This window comes from Bacillota bacterium, from assembly GCA_023511455.1.
GTDB lineage: Bacteria > Armatimonadota > HRBIN16 > HRBIN16 > HRBIN16 > HRBIN16.
This window is the reverse complement of the sequence record JAIMBJ010000071.1, coordinates 1-2,480: the sequence shown is the minus strand read 5'-3', so window position 1 is coordinate 2,480 and position 2,480 is coordinate 1. Positions and strand designations below refer to the sequence as shown.

General features: G+C 55.4%; 1 protein-coding gene. It reads left to right on the top strand.

Annotation, left to right across the window (positions count from 1 at the left end; translation table 11 throughout):
* Positions 1-1,106 precede the first annotated feature (1,106 nt).
* On the top strand, positions 1,107-2,021 hold the full coding sequence (locus tag K6U75_17225; protein MCL6476774.1) for a hypothetical protein: 915 nt from the start codon (positions 1,107-1,109) through the stop codon (positions 2,019-2,021).
* The last annotated feature ends 459 nt before the right edge of the window (positions 2,022-2,480 follow it).

Here is a 2,480-nt window from a genome sequence, read left to right as displayed (position 1 = left end):
CTGCGGAAGCGCAGCTTCCGCGCTGTCTTCCCCACGCTGAAGCTGCGCTTCAGCACTCCATACTCGCGGTGCTGAAAGTAAAATGCAAAGGCACTTAGGCAGGTGATGGAATATGTTAGGGCGCAGGATAGCCGGCTGGTTTCTTGCGGGTATAGTTGTATTTATTCTGCACGAATATAACGAAACCGAGAATTTCCTTTATTGGTTCTGGATAGTGATATTCTTTGGTAGTTTGTTGATTAGTGGTATCTGGCGCATTTACCTTTGGCGCTATTCGGGGTTAAAGCGATATAATCTAAAGCACATGCTAATCATGGCTATGGGTGCGGGAACTATATCTGTAGGTGCTTGCTATCTGTTCGAGGACTCGCCCGATGTTCCACAGATACTCTCGCTTGCATCGTGGATATGGATTGGTGTTACCTACAACTTGGCAGGTTATGCCCTTTCAGATATCTTTCTATCGGAGAGCGAGGTAGCCAAGTGATGGGGATCGCGAGGTGGACGATGGGTTCATCGAGCAGTTCGTGGGATTACTATCCCCATGATAGCAACGGGCTGGCGGTGCAGAGCGCGCTTGCCGAGCCGTGTGCGTGTCCTGTGTATATGCCGACGCAGGTAGCCGTGTGTTCTCCGCTGGGGGATGGGGGGTGTGCAGGAGAGCGGTGTGAGGAGGCACCAAATGTTCTGCCTCCTGTGCCCTCACATAAACTTCTTGGAGTGCGCATCCCCATATGGGGACACTACTGCGGGTCCGGGCACGGTTGTCGTGGTCCAATCCCGCCGTGCCCACGGCCGATAGACGAGGTGGATGCCTGCTGCCGTGAGCACGACATATGTTATGGACAGCATGATTGCGACACCCCGTGCTGGTGGGTGTTGAAGTGTGCTTGTCGTGACTGCGATATAAGGCTTGGACTATGTGCCGCGAAAGCCGACTGCAGCCGAAGCCCCAACCCCCGCGGTTGCGCAGTGGCAAGAATCGCGATTGAAGGGGCTATGGCGATAACGGCTAGCAGAAACTGCCTCATTCCCTTACCCCCTTATCCTATTCCGACTCCTCCGTTTCCCATTCCTCCATTTTTCCCTTAGGAAGGAGGTGAACAATGCAGATTCAGCGCAACTACAGTGATGTGAGTTTTGACCTGCATCCCAAGCAGGACCTCGTGGTTTTCACTGCACGCGGCGATGGCGGGAGAGACATCTACCTGCTTGACCTGCGCACGCGCAGGGTTGAGCAGCTGACGCGCTCCTCATGGTGGGAGAAGAACCCGCGCTGGACACCCGATGGACGCGCCATCATCTATGAGGCACGCCGCGACGCCTCCAACCCTCGCGATAGCTGGAACCTCTACATGCTGAGATTGGTAGATCGCAAAGTACAGCAGCTGACCTTTGCACGCGGCGCGGCACACATGTTCGTGTGCTTCTTACCCGACCCCTCCCAGATTCTGATTGCTCGGACGACAAAGTTGGGGACTGATCTACTCTGGGACTGGTCTGCAGGGCGCTATCAGGTGCTGGATATCTCCAGGCGCAATCTACAAAACTTCCCCGCCCTCTGGGGTAAGTGGTATCTCTACGGCTTTTCGCCAGCAGGAGATCGGGTGCTGGCGGCGCGTCCCGTCATCAGGGGGCAACCCGATTTGTATGTTCTGGAGAGCCAGCCTCTGCTTCAAAGGGGAGGGGCAAGAGGGCAAAAGATAGGCGCGGGTACCGACGCGGTGTGGGTTTTGTCGCGGAACCAGATTGCTTTTGTCGCACCTGCTGGAGGATCCTACGAGGACGAGCTATGGACTGTCGGGGTAGATGGCAAGGGGTTGTCTCAGCGAACGCGGATGGGCGGAGGCGTTAGTAACCTGCGCGTTGATAGTCAACAGAACTTTATTTACTTTTTGTGTGTTGAAGACGGCAGCACGATGCTCAGTTCACTCTGGCGGCTGCACCTGCCCACGGGGCGCGTGGAGAAGGTCGCTGATACGCGCTTGTTCAGCAATCCGCTCACGTTCAATAAACCCTGAGGAAAGTACTATTATGGTATAATCAGGAGGCGCGGAAGATGAAGGCGATAGGAACCATAATTCAGTGGCTGATCACATCGGGATAGTGCTGCTGGCGGTGGGTGTGTGGGTAAGCCGACCCACGCGAGAGGTGGGCTCCTTGCCAATCGGCGTCTTCTGGATGGCTGTGAATTCCCTTGGGCTGGGTTTCCTATTTGCGATAGGTTGCCCTGCGCTCGCCCTGCTGGGGAACCGCGGGTTCGCCGTTGCGAGTGGAAAGAGTTGCTCTGTTGCAAAGATACCCGGATGTCTCGACGCCCCTGTGTTCCAGAAACCTCTGCCCTCCCGAACAAAAAAACTAACGATGCAGATTGTCAACCAACCCCTGCACCGCCAATCCCGACGCGCAACCACCGCAAACGGCTCTGGTGTCGCTCGTTTTCGTGGATAGCCTCTAACGGAAAGAAGAGAGTTGCAATT

Coding starts and splice junctions, on each gene's coding strand:
- K6U75_17225 (MCL6476774.1), top strand. CDS start 1,107: ATGCAGATTCAGCGCAACTACAGTGATGTGAGTTTTGACCTGCATCCC.